The 18,979-nt window shown below is 68.6% G+C and carries 21 protein-coding genes; 11 read left to right on the forward strand and 10 right to left on the reverse strand.

Features of this window, described 5'->3' with window-relative positions; all coding sequences use genetic code 11:
- Positions 1–302 precede the first annotated feature (302 nt).
- From QM693_RS15995 to QM693_RS16005, 3 genes are read right to left on the reverse strand one after another with little or no spacing between them, the layout of a single operon-like run.
- The gene (locus QM693_RS15995; RefSeq protein ID WP_283352839.1) at positions 303–1,100 is read right to left on the reverse strand and encodes a class I SAM-dependent methyltransferase; all 798 of its coding nucleotides are present in this window, start codon (positions 1,098–1,100) and stop codon (positions 303–305) included.
- 21 nt (positions 1,101–1,121) lie between these two features.
- Complete coding sequence (locus QM693_RS16000; protein WP_005560412.1) at positions 1,122–1,622, reverse strand: DUF2505 domain-containing protein; 501 nt, start codon at positions 1,620–1,622, stop codon at positions 1,122–1,124.
- A 51-nt stretch (positions 1,623–1,673) separates the two neighbouring features.
- Positions 1,674–2,171: a DUF2505 domain-containing protein gene (locus QM693_RS16005; protein ID WP_283352840.1), complete on the reverse strand. Its 498-nt coding sequence runs from the start codon at positions 2,169–2,171 to the stop codon at positions 1,674–1,676.
- A 25-nt stretch (positions 2,172–2,196) separates the two neighbouring features.
- On the opposite strand from QM693_RS16005, the gene QM693_RS16010 reads away from it, so the two are divergent.
- Positions 2,197–3,288 carry a UDP-N-acetylmuramate dehydrogenase gene (locus QM693_RS16010; RefSeq protein WP_280779863.1) on the forward strand — a complete coding sequence of 364 codons (1,092 nt, stop codon included), beginning with the start codon at positions 2,197–2,199 and terminating at the stop codon, positions 3,286–3,288.
- Positions 3,289–3,320: 32 nt separating this feature from the next.
- Positions 3,321–4,505: a L,D-transpeptidase gene (locus QM693_RS16015; protein ID WP_283352841.1), complete on the forward strand. Its 1,185-nt coding sequence runs from the start codon at positions 3,321–3,323 to the stop codon at positions 4,503–4,505.
- Positions 4,506–4,795: 290 nt separating this feature from the next.
- On the opposite strand, the gene QM693_RS16020 is transcribed toward QM693_RS16015, so the two are convergent.
- The 3 genes from QM693_RS16020 to QM693_RS16030 form a co-directional block, all read right to left on the reverse strand.
- The gene (locus QM693_RS16020) at positions 4,796–5,542 is read right to left on the reverse strand and encodes an SDR family NAD(P)-dependent oxidoreductase (RefSeq protein ID WP_037237881.1); all 747 of its coding nucleotides are present in this window, start codon (positions 5,540–5,542) and stop codon (positions 4,796–4,798) included.
- Positions 5,543–5,551: 9 nt separating this feature from the next.
- A complete protein-coding gene (locus tag QM693_RS16025; protein WP_283352842.1) occupies positions 5,552–6,499 on the reverse strand; it encodes a TauD/TfdA dioxygenase family protein in 948 nt (315 codons plus the stop codon).
- Between the two features lie 80 nt (positions 6,500–6,579).
- Entirely contained in the window at positions 6,580–6,708 is a 129-nt protein-coding gene (locus tag QM693_RS16030) for a hypothetical protein (protein WP_272942754.1), read from the reverse strand.
- Between the two features lie 243 nt (positions 6,709–6,951).
- On the opposite strand from QM693_RS16030, the gene QM693_RS16035 reads away from it, so the two are divergent.
- Entirely contained in the window at positions 6,952–7,104 is a 153-nt protein-coding gene (locus QM693_RS16035; protein ID WP_283352843.1) for a hypothetical protein, read from the forward strand.
- Between the two features lie 633 nt (positions 7,105–7,737).
- The gene (locus QM693_RS16040; RefSeq protein ID WP_502942645.1) at positions 7,738–9,012 is read left to right on the forward strand and encodes an ROK family protein; all 1,275 of its coding nucleotides are present in this window, start codon (positions 7,738–7,740) and stop codon (positions 9,010–9,012) included.
- Positions 9,013–9,103: 91 nt separating this feature from the next.
- Here QM693_RS16040 and QM693_RS16045 read toward each other — a convergent pair whose 3' ends face one another.
- Entirely contained in the window at positions 9,104–9,691 is a 588-nt protein-coding gene (locus QM693_RS16045) for a DUF742 domain-containing protein (RefSeq protein WP_283352844.1), read from the reverse strand.
- Positions 9,692–9,811: 120 nt separating this feature from the next.
- Between QM693_RS16045 and QM693_RS16050 the strand changes: the two genes are divergently transcribed.
- Positions 9,812–10,477 carry a cysteine hydrolase family protein gene (locus QM693_RS16050; RefSeq protein ID WP_280779869.1) on the forward strand — a complete coding sequence of 222 codons (666 nt, stop codon included), beginning with the start codon at positions 9,812–9,814 and terminating at the stop codon, positions 10,475–10,477.
- On the opposite strand, the gene QM693_RS16055 is transcribed toward QM693_RS16050, so the two are convergent.
- A complete protein-coding gene (locus tag QM693_RS16055) occupies positions 10,470–11,501 on the reverse strand; it encodes a tocopherol cyclase family protein (protein WP_280779870.1) in 1,032 nt (343 codons plus the stop codon). The two genes, QM693_RS16050 and QM693_RS16055, sit on opposite strands and share 8 nt — an antisense overlap.
- A gap of 3 nt (positions 11,502–11,504) precedes the next feature.
- Positions 11,505–11,909, reverse strand: coding sequence for a PaaI family thioesterase (locus QM693_RS16060; protein WP_005251933.1), 405 nt, complete (start codon positions 11,907–11,909; stop codon positions 11,505–11,507).
- A gap of 63 nt (positions 11,910–11,972) precedes the next feature.
- Between QM693_RS16060 and QM693_RS16065 the strand changes: the two genes are divergently transcribed.
- Positions 11,973–12,617 carry a hypothetical protein gene (locus QM693_RS16065; RefSeq protein WP_283331004.1) on the forward strand — a complete coding sequence of 215 codons (645 nt, stop codon included), beginning with the start codon at positions 11,973–11,975 and terminating at the stop codon, positions 12,615–12,617.
- Here QM693_RS16065 and QM693_RS16070 read toward each other — a convergent pair.
- Positions 12,554–13,327 carry a PIG-L family deacetylase gene (locus QM693_RS16070; RefSeq protein WP_283352845.1) on the reverse strand — a complete coding sequence of 258 codons (774 nt, stop codon included), beginning with the start codon at positions 13,325–13,327 and terminating at the stop codon, positions 12,554–12,556. The genes QM693_RS16065 and QM693_RS16070 overlap by 64 nt on opposite strands.
- A 56-nt stretch (positions 13,328–13,383) precedes the next feature.
- On the opposite strand from QM693_RS16070, the gene QM693_RS16075 reads away from it, so the two are divergent.
- The 5 genes from QM693_RS16075 (at position 13,384) to QM693_RS16095 (ending at position 18,961) form a co-directional block, all read left to right on the forward strand.
- Positions 13,384–14,586, forward strand: coding sequence for an MFS transporter (locus tag QM693_RS16075; protein ID WP_280779873.1), 1,203 nt, complete (start codon positions 13,384–13,386; stop codon positions 14,584–14,586).
- Entirely contained in the window at positions 14,532–15,359 is an 828-nt protein-coding gene (locus QM693_RS16080) for an alpha/beta fold hydrolase (RefSeq protein ID WP_283352846.1), read from the forward strand. The genes QM693_RS16075 and QM693_RS16080 overlap by 55 nt, the downstream gene beginning before the upstream one ends.
- Before the next feature lie 12 nt (positions 15,360–15,371).
- Positions 15,372–16,730, forward strand: coding sequence for a D-inositol-3-phosphate glycosyltransferase (mshA, locus tag QM693_RS16085; RefSeq protein WP_179443231.1), 1,359 nt, complete (start codon positions 15,372–15,374; stop codon positions 16,728–16,730).
- A complete protein-coding gene (locus QM693_RS16090) occupies positions 16,727–17,218 on the forward strand; it encodes a type III secretion system chaperone family protein (protein ID WP_105416006.1) in 492 nt (163 codons plus the stop codon). The genes mshA and QM693_RS16090 overlap by 4 nt, the downstream gene beginning before the upstream one ends.
- A 150-nt stretch (positions 17,219–17,368) precedes the next feature.
- Complete coding sequence (locus QM693_RS16095) at positions 17,369–18,961, forward strand: AMP-binding protein (RefSeq protein ID WP_283352847.1); 1,593 nt, start codon at positions 17,369–17,371, stop codon at positions 18,959–18,961.
- The last annotated feature ends 18 nt before the right edge of the window (positions 18,962–18,979 follow it).

Genomic DNA, 18,979 nt, shown 5'->3' on the forward strand with positions numbered 1-18,979 from the left:
GGGGTGCGCGCCACCCGAGATCGAGGCGACGACGGGGTGCGGAGTCGAACCGCGTGCTTGCGCACTTCACCTGAGAAGTATCCGTCGTCTGCGCACCGGGTGGCGCGCACGCATGTCGTGCCGAGTTCGGAGTCGGCGGAGGCACGGACGCGCTCTACCACTGAGCTACAGGGACCTGCGTCCCTGACCGGATTCGAACCGGCGACCACGCGATCCACAGTCGAAGTAGCCCTCGCCTGCGCACCGGCACAACATGTTTCGTGAAGTGACTCTACGGCGCGCTGTGGGGGATGTCGCGTGAATTAATTCGTGCCGGAACCGGGCGCGACCAGGTGCCACGGAACGGTGAGGATGTTGTCGCGGAGCCGGCGGCGCTGGGGTTGCACGGGAAGTCCCTGCGCGCGCAGCAGGGCGAGGGCGGCCCGCCACCGCACCCGCGGTCCGAACGAGCCGTGCGGCGCCGCGGTGGCCCACGCACGATCCGCTGCCGCGAGGAGGGCGTGGACCGGTTCACCCGGGACGTTGCGATGGATCAGCGCCTTGGGTAGCCGTTCGGCGATGTCCGACGGCTTCTCCACGGCGAACGGATCCCATGCCAGCGTCAGCGACAGCGGGCGGGTGGCGTCGAGCAGCACCCACGCACAGCGGCGGCCCAGCTCGTCACACGTGCCGTCGACGATCAGCCCGCCCGGTGCGAGCCCGGACTGCATCCGCGCCCAGGCCGGCCCGACCGCATCCTCGGGATACTGACGCAGCACGTTGAACGCGCGGACCAGGACGGGTCGCAGTCCGGAGAGCTCGAACCCGCCGCGGGCGAAACTCACTCCGTTCCTGCTCTCGACCACACGCTCGGGATCGATCTCGAGCCCCACCACCCGGCGGTCGCCGCGCACGGCGGTCAACCGGTCGGCGAGCTCGAACGTGGTGTGCGGCCGGGCGCCGTACCCGAGGTCGACGACGAGCGGGTCGGCGGATGCGTGCAGCGTCCGGCGCACCAGCGCGTCGTGGACGAGCCAGCGGTCGCTGCGTCGCAGCCGATTGATGCCTGTCGTACCCCGGGTGATGACACCGTGAGGCCGCTTCAGCGTCGCTGAAGTCATGGGAAATCCGTGCGGTGGTTGCTAGTGCTGCGACAACCACGTTTCGGTGATCTCGGCCTCGGCGCGGAAGAGGTCGATCAGGTTGACGAGCATCAGCTGCTCGAGCTTCCCGCCGATGAACGGCAGATACACCTTGGCCTCGGACGAGGTGCGGAACGTGCAGCCCGTCTCGGTGGCGAACAGCTTCATGGTGCCCGTCAGGCTGCCCGGGCCCGCCGGGATCGAGGCTTCGTACGTGCCCGTGGTCGGCTCACCGAAGGGCGTGTACGACTCCTTGCGTGTGATGACCATGTCCTTCTTCATCACGGTCTGCGCGATCTCGGGGAGTTCCGACCGCGGCAGGATGTGGTGCAGGACGATGTCGATCCCGTCGTCGTTCACGTCGAAGTGCTCGATGTGGTTCTCGGAGTACTTCCGCATCTCCTCGATGCGCGCATCCCAGTAGTCACGGTTGGTGAACGCGTTGTACACCTCTTTCGGGGTGTGCTTGTAACGGGCTGAGTAGTCGATGCGGCGAGCCATGATCGCCAAGGTTACCGGCTGTGACGGAACACAAGGGACACCCGCCCCAGGTCAGGCCCCGAGCCACTGCTGCGTGAAGCCCTGCTCCTTCTCGATCAGGCGCAGGACCTCGTCCGCGATCGCGCTCTCGATCTTGCCGCCGATCAGCGGGATCCTCACGTCGGCCTTGCCTTCGACCTGCACGTTCGACCCGGAACCGGAAGCCGTCAGGGTCTGGGTCCCCGAGATCGTCGCGGGCGCACCCTGGACCTCGGCCGTGAACGTGCCCTCGGCGTGATCACCGTCGAGCGTGCCCCATGTCTCCGTGCGCTTGATCACGAGATCGCCCGACCGGACCTTCGAGACGATGCTGGGCAGGTGCTCGGCGGGGATCGACTGCGACATGGCCACCGAGATGGTGCCCGGGCCGGTCGTGACCTCGTCCAGGGTTGCCCCCGGTCCTCCGACCCGGTCGAGACGGTCGCGCCAGTACTGCTCGGTGATCAGGCCCGCATGGACCTGGGCGACGGGAAACGCATAGGACGACGAATGCTCGATGCGGCGACTCACGATCCGCAGGCTACCGTTTGCGGTTGTGTGGGACGTGAGCATTGTCAGTCAACTCGTCGATTCGGGCGCATTCGTGTCCGAGAACCTCGAACTGTCGGGGATGACCACGCTGCGCGTGGGCGGGCCGGCGCGGATCGTGGCGGAGTGCCCGACCACGCAGGTCCTCGTCGACGTGGTGCGCCTTCTCGACGCCGCGCACATCCCGACGCTGATCCTTGCCGGCGGTTCCAATCTGGTGGTCGGGGACGGCGGATTCGACGGTGTGGTGGTGCGTGTGTGCAACACCACCGTCGGTCTGGAGGAGGGATTCGTCACTGCCGAGGCGGGCGCCGAGTGGGATCAGGTGGTCGCGCAGACCGTCGCCGCCGAGCTGGGCGGGCTGGAATGCCTGTCGGGGATTCCCGGGTCGACCGGGGCCACCCCGGTGCAGAACGTGGGCGCGTACGGCGTCGAGGTGGGGTCGATGCTGCGGCGGGTCCACCTCCTCGATCGACGCACCGGTGAGGCGCGCTGGGTCGAACCCGAGGCCCTCGGTCTCGGTTACCGCACGAGCGTCCTCAAGCACTCCGATGCCGCCCTGGTGCTGGCCGTGGAACTGACCGTGCATCCCGACGGGCTCGGCGAGCCGCTGCGCTACCGCGAACTGGTGTCGGCGCTGAACAGTGCCGAGGGCGACCGGTTGCCGTCGGCGCAGGTCCGCGACGCCGTGCTGGACCTGCGGCGGGGCAAGGGCATGGTGCTCGATCCCGAGGATTACGACACCTGGAGCGCGGGCTCCTTCTTCACCAACCCCGTCGTTGCGGACGGCGAGTTGGCGGGTGTCCTCGCCGCGATCGAGACCCGCCTCGGCGACGTGCTTGTTCCTCAATACCCGGCCGACGGCGGAACCAAGTTGTCTGCGGGGTGGCTGATCGAGCGGGCCGGCTTCTCGAAGGGGTATCCCGGCGAGAACGCCGTCGCGCGGCTGTCGACCAAGCACACTCTCGCGTTGACCAATCGAGGTGCCGCGAAGAGCGAGGACCTGCTGGCATTGGCTCGCGACGTCCGGGACGGCGTCCAGGCGGCGTTCGGTGTCCGGCTCGAACCCGAACCCGTGACGGTGGGCTGCGCGATCTGAGACAGGTCCGTAGCGCAGGTAACCTGTTAGCTGTGCATGAACTGGGTTCTCGGACAAGTCGGTCGCGCGTCGCGTTGATCGCGGCGGCGCTGATCGCGTTTCTCGTTGTGCTGACCGGATGCACGGTCGGCTCCGAGTCGGGAACCGCCACCGCGCCGCCCGAACCGGCGGTCGAGGTCACCCAGAATCCGGCGTCGGGCACCGAGGACGTCAATCCGGTGGCGCCGATCTCCGCGACCGCGTCGCAGGGCACGTTCACCGACATCTCCCTCGTCAACGCCGAGGGGCGTGCCGTGCAGGGTGTGCTGTCACCCGACCGGACCACGTTCACCGTCGGGGAGGCACTGGGTTACGGCGCCACGTACACGTGGAAGGGCACGGCGCTCGGCACGGACGGCAAGTCCGTTGCCGTCGACGGCAGCTTCACCACGGTCGACCCCGACGAGACCATCGGCGCCACACTCAACATCGGCGACGGTCAGGAAGTCGGGATCGCCGCCCCGATCATCGTCCAGTTCCACGAGTCCGTCGAGGACAAGGCGGCGGTCGAGAAGGCGATGACCGTCACGACCAACCCGCCGACACCGGGCTCTTGGGCGTGGCTGCCCGACGACAACGGGTCGCGCGCGCACTGGCGTCCGCAGAACTACTGGGCGCCCGGCACCACCGTGAGCCTCGACGCCCGGCTGTACGGACTGGACTTCGGCGGCGGCGCGTACGGCGCGGAGGATCTGTCGCTGAACTTCACCGTCGGGCGCAGCCAGATCGTGATCGCGAACGCGCCCAGCCACCGCATGCAGGTGGTGCGCGGCGGCGAGACCATCATGGACATCCCCGTCAGCTACGGCGAAGGCAACGAGGCCCGCAACGTCACCCGCAGTGGCATCCACATGGTGACCGAGAAGCACGAGGACTTCCTCATGTCCAACCCGCCGTTCTACGAGAACGTGCGCGAGCGCTGGGCGGTCCGCATCTCCAACAACGGCGAGTTCATCCACGCGAACCCCGAGACCACCGGCGTCCAGGGTTCGTCGAACGTCACCAACGGCTGCATCAACCTGTCCCTCGCGGACGCCCAGCAGTACTTCGGCACCGCGATGTACGGCGATCCCGTCGAGGTGACCGGAACGTCCATCGACCTGTCGGCCGCTGACGGCGACATCTACGACTGGGCCCTCAGCTGGTCCGAATGGCAGTCCATGTCGGCCCTCGCATAGGCGAGCGAACTTTCTTCACACCCGGTGGAACCGAAACCGGGGCCGCTGCGTCTACCTGAATGAGGACGCGTCGACGGCGCCGTGTTCTCGGTTCACACAACTGTGGGGAGTCGTCCGCTGTCGAGGGGTCGACGGACGACCCCGACAGTCCGATTCGGTCGAAAGTCGTTGATCGGCAGGGGGCTGTGGGATGGGATGGATGTTGCTGGGGGTCGTGACGATCGTGGCGGGACTGTGGACCGTGGTCCTGGTGCTCGAGCACCAGGACCGGCGGTCAGCCGCGAACGCGTCTACGTCGTGCGGTGAAAACGCCCGGACGAAGCCTGATCTCGTGGCTTGACGACGATCTGGTCGATGTTCACGTGGGAGGGCCTCGAGGCGACGAACCCGACGACGTCCGCGACATCCGCGGCGACGAGCGGGGTGATGCCCTCGTAGACCTTGTCGGCACGCTCCTGGTCGCCTTCGAAACGCACCAGCGAGAACTCGGTTTCTACTGCGCCCGGCGCGATTTCGGTGAGACGGACCGGCTTGCCGAGCAGTTCTCCGCGCAGCGTGCGGTGCAGGACGCCCTCCGCGTGCTTGGCGGTCGTGTATCCGGAACCGTTGTCGTACGCCTCGAGCGCGGCCAGCGACGTGATGGTGACGACCAGACCGTCACCCGACTCGATCAACTTCGGCAGCAGTGCCTTGGTGATCCGAAGGGTGCCCAGGACATTGGTCTCCCACATCCACCGCCAGTCGTCGAGATCGGCCTCGGCGACGGTGGCCAGTCCCTTGGCGCCGCCCGCATTGTTCACGAGCACGTCGACCCTCGGCAGTACCGCGCTGAACGCGTCCACGGAATCCTGGTCCGTGACGTCGAGTTCGAGCGCGGTACCGCCGATGTCTTCGGCGATCTTCTCCAGACGATCCAGTCGCCGGGCCCCGATGACCACATGAAATCCCTGCGCGGCCAGGGTGCGGGCGGTGGCTTCTCCGATTCCGGAGCTCGCCCCGGTGACGACGGCGATGCGGGTGTCAGGTGAAAAGGTCATGCCGACATGTTAGGGCTCGTCGATGACGGAGTAGCCACTCGCGTCGCCGGCGACGCTGCGGCTGCGCTCGCCCCGGATGTCGACGGGGACGTCGCCGGCCAGGGTGATGCGGTTGAGTCGCCGGTACTGATCGTCGTAGTCGGCGACGGCGTAGTGCTGAGTGGCACGGTTGTCCCAGATCGCCACGTCGCCCGACTGCCAGTTCCACCGGGCCGTGAACTCGAGCGAGATCGCGTGATCCTGCAGAACCCGAAAGAGTGCCTGCGACTGGGTGCTGCTCAGGCCGACCAGGCTCTTGACGAAGTGACCGAGCAGCAGTGTGCGCTCGCCGGTCTCGGGGTGCACCCGCACCACCGGGTGCTCCGTCTCGAAGTAGGTGGACTGGAACTCGGCGCGGTACTCCTTCGCCTTGTCGTCCTGCGCGCGTTCCGCGCTGGTCGCCGCGTAGTCGTAGACGTTGGTGTGCGTCGCCCACAGGTTGTCGGCGAGGACCTTCAGCGGCTCGGGCAGCGCGTTGTATGCGGCGACACCCGACGCCCAGGTGGTGGATCCGCCGTACGTGGGGAGTTGCACGGCGCGCAGGATCGACGCCTTCGGGATGCGATCGACGAACGTGACGTCGGTGTGCCAGCTGTTGGCCTTGCCGTAGTCGGAGTCGATGGGCAGCACCTTGGTGCCACGCGACGTGACGGTCGGATGCGCGGTGGTGGGGGAGCCGAGAAGCTCCGCGAACTCGTACTGCGAGTCGTCGGTCAGATGTTCCTGGCCACGGAAGAAGATCACCTTGTGCTCGAGCAGGGCCTGACGGATGAGCGACACGGTGGCGGGGTCGAGGTTGCCGCCGAGCCGGACGCCGTCGATCCGGGCGCCGATGTGTGCACCGAGCTTGACGACGCTCGCCGCGTTCGGGGAACCCTCGGCGTCTGTCACGTGCTCGGGCGCGAAATCGATGGACATGGTGAGCCTTTCGGATACCGGAGACGGTGTGGAGTCCCGTAACCGAACCATCGGGCGGTGTGTCGCCGGAAGGATTTGCGTCACCCTGATCGCAACGGGCCGCGGACCTTCCGTGTGATCGCGACGACGCAGAGCAGGCTGAGCAGTGTGACCGCGGTGAGGTAGACCGGTCCGACAGCATCGACGCGACGGGGATGACGATCAGCCACACGAACGAGGCGATAAGCGTGAAGACGAGCACCAGTGTCTTGCTCATGCCCAGGACCTTCGTCGAATAGGACAGCAGGTACGCCATGAAGATGTATCCGACCGTGTTGATGCCGATGAACGCGCCCGCCGCCAGCAGCACTTCGCGCAGGTTCTCCCGCAGTACGGTGACGATCGGCAGTCGTTGATCGCGGTGGGTGCTCTTGACCTTCTCGAAGTCGGGGCTCTCGGTGATGGTGAACCTGATGACGAGCCCCATCAGCACCATTACCGCGCCGCCGATCGGCCGTGCGATGAAGCCGACGGAGAACGTCGCGAACGTGGCCAGCGTGCCCGCGATGGAGGAGAAGGACGGGAAGAACAACGGGCCGAACACGATTGCCGCGGCCATGCCGTAGATGAAGTAGTCGTCCAACTCGATGGCGGTCCCGATGAGACTGGCGCCGGCCACCTTCGGCGGCCGGACGGTCGCCCGGGGTGTCACGGAGATCTGGGTGGAGGTCATGTCGATTTCCTTCGAGGGCACGAACGACTGTTCGGTCAGGATGGCGATCTCTGCCGTCTGATCCGCGTCGTCGCGGAGGCGATCACGTCGGTACATCTCACCCCTGTAACCGTACGTTCGGTTGGTATCTCGGCGTATCGTGTGGTGAAACACTCTTGTAGTCAAGAGTGGCGATGCTCTCCGATGTGCGCCGCAGGCGGCGCCTCGCAACGGCGGGAACTGCGGAAGTGGCGCGGCGCGGATCCACACGCCGACGCGCCCTCCGATTGGTGAAACCGACCGAAGCTGCTAGTTTCGTGTCATGTCTTCAGGCCAGTCGACCGCTCCGCGGGTCACCTATGTGACTTCCGCGCTGGGCTCGCGGCTGCCCTTGGCGCGGGAACTGTGTTGTCGCTGTCTCAGCATCTGCAGCTAATTCGCGCAGTCTTCTCCTGATCGATCGTCCTCGGTCGTCCCACTCTCGACCCGGGACGGATGCAGCGTTCGGACGAAGGTGCGCACCGCCTCCGCTTGCAAGGACTGCCACGTGTCTACCCCCACTCTTTCCAGCCCCACCCGGACCGGCTCCGCATCTCGATTCCAGCGGCCCGTGTCCCGTCCCCGTCTCCACATCGTTCCCCCTGAGCTGCGGATCAGCGACGGCCCGGCCGCCGGTGTACTGCGGGTGGCCCGGTCTCGCGGGCCGCTGTCCAGGGACGTCGCCGCGAAAGCGACCGGCCTGAGCATCGCCACCGTCAACCGTCAGGTGTCGGCGCTCCTCGACCTCGGGCTGCTGCGCGAACGCGGCGACCTCACGCCGTCCGGCGCCATCGGTCGTCCGCGGGTTCCGTTCGAGGTCAACCACGAGCCCTACCTGACGGTGGGCATCCACATCGGCGCGGTCGTGACCAGCATCATCGCCAGTGACCTGCGAGGGAAGGTCCTCGGCGCGGTCGAGGTACCCACCCCGCAGGGAGCGTCCGCCGACGCACTCGCCGGCATCGCACGCAGCGCGCGGGTCTTCGCCTCCCGCTGGCACCGGCGTCGCCCGCTGTGGGCGGGTGTCGCACTCGGCGGTCGGGTCGATCCGCAGACCGGTGTCGTCGACCATCCCCGGCTGGGATGGAAGTCCGCCCAGGTCGGCGCCATCATCGCGACCGGACTCGGGTTGCCCGTCTCCGTCGCGGCGCACGTCGAGGCGATGGCCGCATCCGAACTGCTGCTGAGCCCGGACAGCGAAGACGGTGTCGCGCAAGGCGAAACGGGCCTGTACTTCTACGCCCGTGAGACGGCGGGCATCGCGATCACCATCGACGGCCGTGTTCACACTCCGTCGAGCGGTCCCGGATCGATCGCGCACTTGCCGACGGGCTCGTCGGCGCGGTGCTCGTGCGGTTCACGCGGGTGCCTCGAGGCGACGATCAGCGATCGCGCGGTCATCTCCGCAGCCCTCGACGCGGGCATCCTCGCGGAGTCGAACCAGCGGCCGACGATGAGTGCCCTCTACAAGGCGGCGTCGTCGGGTTCCGTTCCCGCGCATGAACTTCTGGTGGAACGTGCTCAGGTGCTCGGGAAGACGGTCGCCATGCTGCGGGACCTGTTCAACCCGGACCGGGTGATCCTCGGGGGCCAGGCGTTCACCGAGTACCCGGCCGGTATCCCGCACGTCGCCGAGGCCTTCGCGCAGGCATCGTCGCTGGAGCGCAGGGACATTCGCATCTCCGGATTCGGCAACCGGGTGCAGGAGTACGCCTCGACGGTGGTGTCGCTGAGCACCATCTACTCCGATCCGGTCGGAGCGATGCGCCGGACGTCGATCTAGCGTCACAGCACTTCGTCAGCCGCGCAGTCAATAGGCTGTGCGGCTGACGAATTCGTGTGCATCGCTCCGGGCGCCGACTTCCCCGGCAGGCTCAGAGTTTGCGCAGCCCGTCGAGGACGCGTTCCATCAGATTCCGGTCCGGGCCGGTGGACCCGGCGGTCTCGTTCACGGTGACCGCCCCGGCCGCCGCGAGGTCGCCGACGAGTACGCGCGCGACCCCGAGTGGGATCGACGCGAGCGACGCGATCTCGGCCACCGACCGCGGTTCGGCGCACAGCGCGAAGACGCGGCGCAGTTCGTCCGGCGCAAGCATCCCGTCCACCACGGTGTCGCCGTCCGCGCGGGCGACGATGACCGCCTCGAGTGGCAGATCGACCCCGGACTCGGTCCGCCCGCCCGTGAGGATGAACGGCCGGACGATGGAGACGGTGTCCTCGGGCGCCACCCACTCGGTGGACTCGACAGCAGCACTGTCGGCCGCCTCGGGAGTCCGATCGGCAGGTTCGGGCACGGGTTCGACCTGCTCGGGAGCGGCCTCGGCCGGGACGGGCTCCACCCATTCGGCCGACTGCGTCGGGCTCGGGTCCTGCTCTTTCCTGGCGCTGCGGCGCCGGCCGGCTGATCCGAAGCGCGCCCCTGTCGCGCCGATCAACGGCCAGTTCTCATCGCTCACAGTCATCGGTTGGGACCCTTCTCGCACTACCCCACCCGCTCCATGGTCCCAAACCCGCGTTGCGTGCGAACGAACCGGTCCCTGTGATTCCCGCTACAGGGTGTGCGTGAGCGTTAGATTTGCTGCGTGACCCACTGGCGGCAGAACTCGGATCCGTTCCTCGCTCCCGATCTCGGCCGGTCCGCGCTGCTCGTCGTCGACACGCAGGTGGACTTCGTGGACGGCGGGACCGCCCCGATTCCCGGCACCTCGGCGGTGCTGCCCGCGATCGCGCGTCTCGTGGACGCCTACCGGGAGGCCTCGGCCCCGATCGTGCACGTCGTCCGGTTGTACGAGGGCGACGACGTGGACCTGTGCCGGCGCCGCGTGATCGCGGCCGGACTCGACATCGCCAGACCGGGCACCGCCGGCTCCCAGGTGGCGCCGGAGCTGGGGGTGCCGCCGCTCGACCCCGAGTCGCTCCTCGGCGGCGGTCTCCAGACTGTCTCGCCCACCGAGCACATCCTGTTCAAACCCCGGTGGAGTTCGTTCTACCGCACCGAACTCGACGACCGCCTGCGCCAGTGGCGGGTCGACACCGTGGTGATCGCGGGATGCAACTACCCCAACTGCCCGCGCGCCACGATCGTCGACGCCAGCGAACGCGACTACAAGGTGCTCGTCGCAGCCGACGCGATCTCGGGCGTCGACGCGCGTCACCTGGAGGAGGCCGGGCGAATAGGGGTTCTCCACGCGGAGACCGACGAGATCGTCGAGGCATTGCAGCCACCCGAGCTCGAGGTGATCAGCTGAGCGGCGGCGCGGATGTCGCGTCCGGTGGCGCGCCCCGCCTGCGCAGCTCCGCCCGCGCCCGCCCGATACCGCCGTGTTCCAACGCGGCGAGTGGTGATTCGTCGGCCCAGACGAGCTCACCGCGACGGCGGACCGTCACACTCATCGAGCCGGCGAGGTGCTCGAGGGCGCCGGGAATGTTGCGACGCTCGGCAGGAAGCGGAACCGGCAGCACGTGCGCCGAGCCCAGCGGGGAACCGCCCTCGATTTCGACGCTCCACGTGCGATTGCGGCCCCGCAGCGACCACCGATCGTCCGTGACGTGCGCCCGGACGGGGGAGGTGACCGGGTTGCCGAGGCGGAACACCGTGCCGTCGGGCAGCGCGACGACGACGGCCGTGACCTCGGTGCGCAGCCCACCCGCGGTGATCTCGCCGCCCGCGAACGCGACACATGCCTGCCGGTCGGCGAAACCCTGAGCCTGGCCCCACCACCAGGAGTCGGGGAAACCGCCCTTGCCCCAATTCTTTTCGCCGTAGACCTGGGCGCCGTCGAGGTCGATCTCGGTGCCGCCCAGCACGGCCGTGCCCTCGGCCCGGCCGCCGAGCAGCCACGGGTGCCAGTACTGGTTCAGTGCGGGCACGGTCTGGAACACACTCGACCCGCCGAGCCTGCGCCGCGGCCACGGAACCTGGGCGCCGACCCGGACGTCGAGGCGGGCGTCCGGCCCGAGATCCACCCGCACGCGGTCGACGGACCCGCGGAACGCGTCGCCGGCGAACGCGCCGAGTCCGGCAGGGTTGGCGTAGCCCTCCGGATGCGCGGCGGTCCGCAGGAACCGGGTGGGATGACCGGCGAGACCGAGCGTCGCCCAGTGCCCGTCCGCGGCCCGGTTGATCCCCGCCAGCGCGATGACGACCTGTCCCGTCGCGGGCTGGGTGAACCGCCAGAAATAGCCTTCCATCGCGACGTCGTGCGCGGCGAGGAGGTTGCCGAACGGCAGATCCGCTCCCGTGGCGCGGTATGCCCGCAGCAGTCGTGACATCGGTCAGCTTCCCGGCTGGGGGTGAAGCACCGCCTGCGACTGCGTCACCTGCGCCACGAGACGGTCCTCGTCGTCCCGCAGTTCGGTGACGACGGCGACCGTGGTTCGTCCGGCGTGCAGCGGACGCGCGGTCGCGGTGACGGTGCCCTTGCGGACGCCGCGGGTGAACACCGTGCTCGAACTCGTGGTCGACGTCGACGCTCCCGCCGGAAGGTTGAGAAACGCGCAGACGGCTCCGACGCTGTCGGCGAGCGTCATCAGCGCCCCGCCGTGCATGCCGTTTCCCGCGGTCGTGCGGTGCTGTTCCCACTCGAGGTGCCCGACAACCTCCTCGGGTGCGGCCTTGGTGAGACGAACCCCGGTGTGCACGGCGAACGGCATGGTCGCGACGAGATCAGCGGGATCCATACCCGTGGATGCTAGGCGCGGAACCACACCCGCGCAGGCGGTTCGCGGGGCTAGATTGGCGGGATGTCCAGTCTGTCGGAAGCCGCCCGCCGGTCGGGCCGGGCGCGGGGGAGCGCCGCCGCGGTGGTCGGATTCTTCGCCGCAGGCTGGTTCGGCTGGGCCATGGCCGTCGACCTTCGCCGCCCCCTCACCGTGCTCCTCGACGCCGCCATCGTGGTGGCGCTCGTCGTCGCCGTGCTGGGAGCGGTACTCGCCGTGCGTAGTCCCGCCGAGAGTTCCGCGTTGGCGGACCGGGCGGTCCGGCGGCGGTACACCCTCGTGGTGGTGGTCGAGTTCGCGGTGATCTGGGCGGGCGCCGCCGTTCTCGGAAACACGGGTCTGTCGGCGTGGATACCGGTCTGGGTGTGCTTCGCCGTCGGCGTCCACTTCGTGCCGTTGGCCGGCGTACTCGGCGAGTCGTCGTTGACCGTCCTCGGTGCGCTGCTCGTCGTGGTCGCCGCTGCCGGGCTCGTCGTGGGTCTGACGACCACCGTGGCACCCGGCACGGTGACCGGGATCGGGGCGGGCGGATGCCTCCTCGCCGCAGCCGTCCTCACCCTGGCGGGGAAGCGGTTCTCCGGCAGGAGGACACCCGGGCCGGTCGATCAGAGGGGCAGCGAAGACTCCGCGAGCCCGGCGGGCGCCCCGCGACGGCGGAACCATTCCTGACCGAACGCCGCGCGCAACTGCTCCTCGGGCATCTGCAGGAACGGGCCGAAGTCCCCGATCTGGGTGGCGTGCGCGTGCATCGCGGCGCGCTTGGCGTCCATGGCCGAGGTGACGTCCACGACCGTGGTGATCTCGGAGTCCGGCAGACCGAACGTGTCGAGGTCCGGTGGCTGGGCGTTCTCGGACCACTCGGGATTCGCGGCCATGAGTCGCCGGATGTGGTCGCGGCTCACGGCGGCCTCGTAGACGTGCGGCACACCGGCCAGTTCGGCGGCCCGGATGCCCACGTGATGGACCTGGACATGATCGGGATGGCCGTAGCCACCGTTGGGGTCGTAGATGGTGATCACGTCGGCGGATTCCTCGACGAGGATCGCGGCCAGCCGGGCAGCGGCATCCTCGACGTCGACGTTGCAGAACGCGGCGGGGTTGTCGTTCTCCGGCGTTCCCGCCATCCCGGAATCCGCGTAGTGCAGCAGCACCACGCGCTGGGCGCCGAGCAGCGACGTCGACTCCTCCAGCTCGCGGCGCCGACGCTCGGCGAGTGATTCGCCGTCGGTCAGGATCCCGTCGGGGGCCTCGCCGAGCGCCCCGTCCGTCGCGGTGACCACGACGACGCGATGACCGGCGTCGGCGGCCTGACGCATCACGCCGCCCGTCGTGAACACTTCGTCGTCGGGATGGGCGTGGAAACACACCAGGACACTCATGAGCGCAATACTTGCACGTGCTGGAAGTCGCGGCCACGATCTGTGAGGCTCGACGCGTGCTCGGTACCTATCGTCAGATCTTCGCCGCCCCCGGCTCCGCAGCGTTCTCCGCCGCAGGATTCGTTGCGCGCGTACCGATCGCCATGGTCGGCATCGGCATCGTCACGATGCTGTCCGAATTGCGCGGCGACTACGCACTGGCCGGAGCCCTCGCCGCGGTGTTCGCACTGACGTACGCGTTCATCACCCCCGTCGTGTCGCGGGCGGTGGACCGGTACGGGCAGTCCCGTGTCCTTCCCGTCGCGTCGGGGATCAGCGCGACGTCCATCGCTGCGATGCTGCTGTGTGTCCGGTTCGGGACGCCCGACTGGGTGCTGTTCGTGTGGGCCGTCCCCGCCGGCTGCATGCCCACGATCGGTGCGATGGTGCGCGCCCGCTGGACTGAGCTGTACCGCGGCACGCCACTGCTGCGGACGGCGTTCGCGTTCGAGGCGGTGGTGGACGAACTGTGCTTCATCGCGGGGCCGGTGGTCTCCGTCGGATTGTCCGTCACGGTGTTCCCCGAGGCGGGGCCGCTCGCGGGCCTCGTCCTGCTGGTGGTCGGCACCCTCGCGCTCGTCGCGCAGCGCGGCACCGAACCGCCCGTGCATGCCGCAACGCACGACGGCCGCCCGTCCGTCGTCCGGACGCCCGCCGTGTGGATCCTCGTGGCGGTCATGGTGTCGATGGGCACGATCTTCGGCGTCATCGACGTCGGTGCCATCGCCTTCACCCGAAGCCACGACGCACCCGCCTCCGCCACCGTGGTGCTGGCCCTGTTCGCGGCCGGTTCCGCGGTGGCGGGCATCGTGTTCGGCGCGATCCGGGTGTCGGCGTCGCTCCGGAAACAGCTGATGGTGGCGGTCCTCGCGGTGGCGGTCCTGACGGTTCCGCTGCTTCTGGCTGACAGCATCCCGGCGCTCGCCGTCGCCTACGCGGTGGCGGGGATGACGGTGGCGCCGATCATGATCGTCACGACCGGTCTCGTCGAGCAGATCGTGCCCGCGGCCGCGCTGACCGAGGGCATCACCTGGATCGTCACCGGACTGGGTGTCGGCGTCGCGATGGGGTCGGCACTCGCGGGCCGGATGATCGACGAATTCGGCACGACCGCGGGTTACGCGGTGGCGGCGGTCGCCGCGCTGCTGGCCTCTATGGTGACCCCATGGCTATTCGTGAAACAGTCGGCGTCGACGGAACGCCCCTCGTCTACTCGGTGACCGGTGCCCCCGACGCGCGGACCCTGGTCCTCCTGCACGGTTGGGCGCAGTCCTCGAAGTGCTGGGGCCCCGGGGTGCTCGACGAACTCGCGGCCCGCTACCGCGTCATCGCCGTCGACCTGCGCGGACACGGCTACTCAGGTGCACCCGACGCGGGCTACGACGACTCCGCGATCTGGGCCGGGGACGTCGACGCGGTACTCACGGCCGAAGGCGTCACGTCCGGCGCCGTGCTCCTCGGCTGGTCCTACGGCGGCCTCGTGATCTGCGACTACCTGGCGTCGCACGGCACGTCCGCCGTCGACGGCGTGGTCCTCGTCGGAGCCATCACCAGCATCGGTCGCAGGGAGGCAGGCGGCAAGGTCGGCGCGGCGATGCGCGCGGCGATCCCCGGCGCGATGTCCGAGGAGCCGCGCGACGCGATCCGCGCGCTGGGCGCGTTCGGCAACGCGCTCACCGGACCGCCGGAAGGCAAGGGCGCACAGTCGCAGGCGCTGTTCGGGGCCAGCCTCGCCACCCCGCCCCGGGTGCGGGCCGCCCTCTTCAACCGGTCCGCGAGTCACGACGAGCTGCTCCGCTCGCTCGACGTGCCGGTGCTCGTCCTGCACGGCACCGAGGACTCCGTCGTCGACGTCTCAGCTGGTAGGCACGCTGCAGAGCTGATCCCGCAGGCGCGGGCGTCGTTCTGGGAAGGCTGCGATCACGGACCGTTCGTGGAGGATCCCGACAGGTTCGTGAAAGAGGTCGGCGAGTTCGTCGACAACCTCGGTTAAAGGGGCCGATCGGTGAGGGAGCACTATGGAGTGGTGACGCCCATGCACAATTCGCGCCCCCGCAGGGTGGCCGTCCTCTCGGTCCACACCTCACCACTGGCGCAGCCCGGTACCGGCGATGCGGGCGGCATGAACGTCTACGTGCTGCAGTCCGCCATCCAAATGGCGCGTCGCGGCGTCGAGGTGGAAATCTTCACCCGGGCCACGTCGTCCGCCGACGCACCGGTCCAAGAAGCGGCCCCGGGGGTCCTCGTCCGCAACGTGGTGGCCGGCCCGTTCGAGGGGCTGGACAAGCAGGATCTGCCCACGCAGCTCTGCGCGTTCGTCGCCGGGGTGCTCCGCGAGGAGGCCCGCCACGAACCGGGCTACTACAACCTGGTGCACTCGCACTACTGGTTGTCGGGGCAGGTCGGCTGGCTCGCCCGCGACCGCTGGGGTGTGCCGCTCGTGCACACGGCGCACACGCTCGCGGCGGTCAAGAATCTGTCGCTCGCCGATGGTGACACTCCCGAACCGGCCGCCCGCCAGATCGGCGAGCAGCAGGTGGTCGCCGAGTCCGACCGGCTCGTGGCCAACACCACCGAGGAATCCGATCAGCTGGTCCGCCACTACGGCGCCGACCCGAACCGGATCGACGTGGTGGCGCCGGGCGCCGATCTGACGCGGTACCGGCCGGGCGACCGGGCCGCCGCCCGGGCGAAGCTGGGGCTCGACCCGCGTGAGACCGTCGTGACGTTCGTCGGACGCATCCAGCCGCTCAAGGCGCCCGACGTCCTGCTCCGCGCCGCCGCCGAGCTGATCGCCCGAGATCCCGAATCGACACTGCGGGTGCTCGTGGTCGGCGGCCCGTCCGGGTCCGGGCTGGCCCGGCCGGATGCGTTGATCGAACTCGCGTCTTCGCTCGGCATCGCCGCCCGGGTGACGTTCCTGCCGCCGCAGGCGCCCGACCGGCTCGTCGACGTGTACCGGGCTTCGGATCTCGTTGCGGTGCCGAGCTATTCGGAGTCGTTCGGGCTGGTGGCCATCGAGGCGCAAGCCTGCGGCACTCCGGTGATCGCCGCGAACGTGGGCGGTCTCGGCGTCGCCGTCCGGAACGGCGAAACCGGGCTTCTCGTGGACGGGCACCGCACCGAGGACTGGGCGACGGCGTTGCAGTCGCTGGTCTCCGAGCCGGGCAGGCTCGCCGCGCTGGCCGCCGAGGCTCCGCGTCACGCGGAGAATTTCTCCTGGGAACACACCGCCGACGGCCTCCTCGAGAGCTATCGGATGGCGACCGTCAACTACAACTACGGACACGGCCCCAGCGAATTCTCCCCGCGTCGCGGACGCGGATTGTGGAAGCTGCGCAGGGCCGGAGGGGTGCGCGCATGAGCGAGCTGGCCGACGTGATCGAGTCCGCCCTGACCGAACGTGAGATGGACTTCACCAGGAAGGACTCGACGCACTTCATCGTCGAGTTGCCCGGCGAGCGCAAGCTCAAGACCACCACGCTCCTGACCGTCGGCAAGCACGGTCTGCGCGTCGAGGCGTTCGTCTGCCGCAAACCCGACGAGAACTTCGAAGGCGTCTACAAGTACCTGCTGCGGCGCAATCGCCGGTTGTACTCGGTGGCGTACACGATCGACAAGATCGGCGACATCTACCTGGTCGGTCAGATCGCCGAGCACGCGGTGACCGCGGACGAACTGGACCGGATTCTCGGGCAGGTGCTCGAGGCGGCCGACGGCGACTTCAACACTCTCCTCGAGCTCGGATTCGCCGAGTCCATCAAGCGCGAATGGGAGTGGCGCGTCTCACGCGGGGAGTCGCTGGCGAACCTGAAACCGTTCGAGCATCTCATCGAGGACTCGCAGGCCTGAGTGCTGGTCGACCGCCCGCGGACGGGAAATACGCGCGGGTAGAGTTGCGGCGAGCTTGTGACTGTTGTCACAGGTTAGGTACATGTGCCTGATGTTCACAGAAACTTGTACCGACAACTGCTGCTGCAACACTTCGAGGGAGAGGCCCCAGTGAGCTTCAAGAGCCCGTTTCCGGACGTCGAGATTCCGAACCTCAGTGTCTACGATTTCCTTTTCGGCCAGGTCGACACGGCCGATGGGGACCGGCCCGCGCTGATCGACGGTGCCTCCGGCGCGGTCACCACGTACCAGTCGCTGGTCGCCCAGATCAACGGGGTGGCAGGGGCGCTGGCCGCGCGCGGTCTCGCCGTCGGCGAGGTGGTGGGTCTGCATTCGCCGAACGTTCCCGCGTTCGCGTCGGTGTTCCACGGGATCCTGCGGGCCGGTGGCGTCGCGACCACCATCAACGCCCTCTACACCGCCGAGGACATCGCCAAGCAGCTCACCGACTCGAAGGCGAAGTTCCTGTTCACCGTCTCCCCGCTGCTGCCGCAGGCCAAGGCCGCGGCCGCAAAGGTCGGGATTCCGGTAGCGAACGTGATCGTCCTCGACGGCGCCGACGGGCACCCGTCGCTGAAAGATCTGCTGGCCGAGCGCGCCTCCGCCCCGGAGGTGTCGTTCGATCCGGCGACCCAGCTGGCGGTGCTGCCGTATTCGTCCGGGACCACCGGCCGGCCGAAGGGGGTGATGCTCACGCATCGCAACCTGGTGGCGAATGTGTGTCAGATCAACCCGCGGATGGGCATCGGCGCCGACGACAAGCTCCTGGCGGTGCTGCCGTTCTTCCACATCTACGGGATGACGGTGCTGCTGAACGCGGCCCTGTACAACCGGGCGAGCTTGGTGACGATGCCGAAGTTCGACCTGGTCGAATTCCTGTCGATCGTGTCCGGCCAGAGGTGCACGTATGTGTTCATCGCCCCGCCGGTCGCGGTGGCGTTGGCCAAGCATCCGCTGGTCGACGATTACGACCTGTCGAGTGTGCATTCGATCTTCTCCGGCGCCGCCCCGCTGGATCAGGAGCTGGGCAAGGCCGTCGCGAACCGGCTGGGTTGCCGGGTGCGGCAGGGCTACGGGATGTCGGAGATGAGCCCGGTCTCGCATGCGATTCCGTTCGACCGTGACGACATCGCCCTGGATTCGGTGGGTCCGTCGATCGCGAACATGGAATGCAAGCTGGTCGACCCGGCCACCGGCGAGGAGGTCGCCTACCCGGCCGAGGGTGTCAGCGCACCGGGTGAGTTGTGGTGCAAGGGCCCGAACATCATGGCCGGGTACCTCGGCAACGACGAGGCCACCGCGGAGACCCTGGACGGGGACGGGTACCTGCACACCGGCGACATCGCGACCGTCGACTCCGAGGGCGTCGTGACGATCGTGGACCGGATGAAGGAGCTGATCAAGTACAAGGGCTACCAGGTGCCGCCCGCCGAGCTGGAGGCGTTGCTGTTGACGCACCCGCAGATCGCCGACGCCGCCGTCATCGGGGTTCTCGACGACGAGGGTGAGGAGGTGCCGAAGGCGTTCGTCGTCCGCCAGCCCGGTGCCGAATTGGACGAGGCTGCGGTCATCGCGTTCGTCGCCGAGCGGGTGTCGCCGCACAAGAAGGTCCGCAAGGTCGAGTTCATCGACCTGGTGCCGAAGTCCGCCGCGGGCAAGATCCTCCGCAAGGATCTGCGGGCCAGCGAGGCCGGCCGGAGCTGACGGCAGGGGTTCACGGCG

Origin of the sequence: Rhodococcus sp. IEGM 1305, from assembly GCF_030058635.1 — a bacterium.
Taxonomy (GTDB): Bacteria; Actinomycetota; Actinomycetes; order Mycobacteriales; family Mycobacteriaceae; genus Rhodococcus_F; species Rhodococcus_F opacus_D.

What these genes read in the sequence shown, in the direction of transcription:
- QM693_RS16055 (WP_280779870.1), bottom strand. Translation starts at nt 11,501, where the DNA reads ATGTCACGACTGCTGCGGGCATACCGCGCCACGGGAGCGGATCTGCCG.
- QM693_RS16070 (WP_283352845.1), bottom strand. Translation starts at nt 13,327, where the DNA reads ATGAGTGTCCTGGTGTGTTTCCACGCCCATCCCGACGACGAAGTGTTC.
- QM693_RS16080 (WP_283352846.1), top strand. Translation starts at nt 14,532, where the DNA reads ATGGCTATTCGTGAAACAGTCGGCGTCGACGGAACGCCCCTCGTCTAC.
- QM693_RS16060 (WP_005251933.1), bottom strand. Translation starts at nt 11,909, where the DNA reads ATGGATCCCGCTGATCTCGTCGCGACCATGCCGTTCGCCGTGCACACC.
- QM693_RS16020 (WP_037237881.1), bottom strand. Translation starts at nt 5,542, where the DNA reads ATGACCTTTTCACCTGACACCCGCATCGCCGTCGTCACCGGGGCGAGC.
- QM693_RS16065 (WP_283331004.1), top strand. Translation starts at nt 11,973, where the DNA reads ATGTCCAGTCTGTCGGAAGCCGCCCGCCGGTCGGGCCGGGCGCGGGGG.
- QM693_RS16025 (WP_283352842.1), bottom strand. Translation starts at nt 6,499, where the DNA reads ATGTCCATCGATTTCGCGCCCGAGCACGTGACAGACGCCGAGGGTTCC.
- QM693_RS16035 (WP_283352843.1), top strand. Translation starts at nt 6,952, where the DNA reads ATGACGAGCCCCATCAGCACCATTACCGCGCCGCCGATCGGCCGTGCG.
- QM693_RS16000 (WP_005560412.1), bottom strand. Translation starts at nt 1,622, where the DNA reads ATGGCTCGCCGCATCGACTACTCAGCCCGTTACAAGCACACCCCGAAA.
- QM693_RS16045 (WP_283352844.1), bottom strand. Translation starts at nt 9,691, where the DNA reads ATGACTGTGAGCGATGAGAACTGGCCGTTGATCGGCGCGACAGGGGCG.
- QM693_RS16090 (WP_105416006.1), top strand. Translation starts at nt 16,727, where the DNA reads ATGAGCGAGCTGGCCGACGTGATCGAGTCCGCCCTGACCGAACGTGAG.
- QM693_RS15995 (WP_283352839.1), bottom strand. Translation starts at nt 1,100, where the DNA reads ATGACTTCAGCGACGCTGAAGCGGCCTCACGGTGTCATCACCCGGGGT.